A 1,165-nucleotide genomic window follows, 5' to 3' on the forward strand; every position below is an offset into this window, starting at 1 on the left:
CACGGCGTTCGCATTTAAAAATAACTTAGTATCTTTGCTGTCAAAAAGATATTATGGATAGTTGTTTTACAGAATCATTTAAAGATTTAGAAGATCACAGGAGAACCAACAAAGGTAACTTTAGACACAGTTTACAAGAAATTATATTACTGACTATCAGCGCAGTATTATGCGGATTTGAGACTTATGAATTGATAGAATATTTTGGAAAAAAGGAACTAGACTGGCTAAGAAAGTTTTTTCCTTATAAGTATGGTGTTCCCTCTAATGACACATTAGGAGAGTTTTTTAAGAACATTAATAGGAAGAATTTTTCTAAATGTTTAGTATCTTTCCTTCAAAATCTAAAGAATTTTGATAGTGAATTAATTTCTTTGGATGGGAAAACAATTAAAGGTTCTTCAGACGAAGATGGACATCCTCTACATATTCTTACCGCCTTTTGTCAAAAGAATAAAATGTCCTTAGGAGAAGAATTAGTATATAAAAAGAAAGAAAATGAGATTGTAGCCATACCAAAATTGTTGAGTATCTTAGAGATAAAGGGCTGTGTAATTTCAATAGATGCTATGGGGTGTCAAAAGGATATTGTAGATCGAATAGTAGAGGAAAAAGCTGATTATGTTATACAGGTAAAAGACAATCAAAGAGAACTTCATCAGAATTTGAAAGACACTTTTAAACTTGAGAAAATAGATTCTATTTTTTCTACAGAAGAAATAGGACACGGAAGAATAGAAATTCGTAAGTATTCTATTATCAGCGATTTATCTCATGTTTCTGATAGAGAAAAATGGCAAACAGTAAAATCTCTTATTCGGGTAGATACAATAGTCTGTGAAAAGAAAACAGGCAAAGAAACAAAGAGCGAACGTTATTATATAAGTTCACTTAAAGAAGATATAGAAAAAATAGCAGAGTATATTAGAGGGCATTGGGAAATAGAATCAATGCATTGGAGTTTAGATGTAATTTTCAGAGAAGATAACCAAGCAAAAAGGGACAATAATGCCATTGCTAACTTTAATACTATTTGCAAATTTGCAATGTCCCTACTAAATGATGAGCAAACATACAAAGGTTCCAAAACAAAGAAACGTGCTGAAGCCCTCTATGAACCAGAGTATAGAGAAAAACTTTTAAAACTTTAAATGCGAACGCCGTG

At 31.5% G+C, this 1,165-nt stretch carries 1 protein-coding gene; it reads left to right on the forward strand.

Annotated elements, in window-relative coordinates:
- The first annotated feature begins 53 nt into the window (after positions 1-53).
- Positions 54-1,151: an ISAs1 family transposase gene (locus C8P65_RS11975; RefSeq protein WP_107782985.1), complete on the forward strand. Its 1,098-nt coding sequence runs from the start codon at positions 54-56 to the stop codon at positions 1,149-1,151.
- The last annotated feature ends 14 nt before the right edge of the window (positions 1,152-1,165 follow it).

This window comes from Capnocytophaga leadbetteri (assembly GCF_003054025.1).
GTDB lineage: Bacteria > Bacteroidota > Bacteroidia > Flavobacteriales > Flavobacteriaceae > Capnocytophaga > Capnocytophaga leadbetteri.

Coding starts and splice junctions, on each gene's coding strand:
- C8P65_RS11975 (WP_107782985.1), top strand. CDS start 54: ATGGATAGTTGTTTTACAGAATCATTTAAAGATTTAGAAGATCACAGG.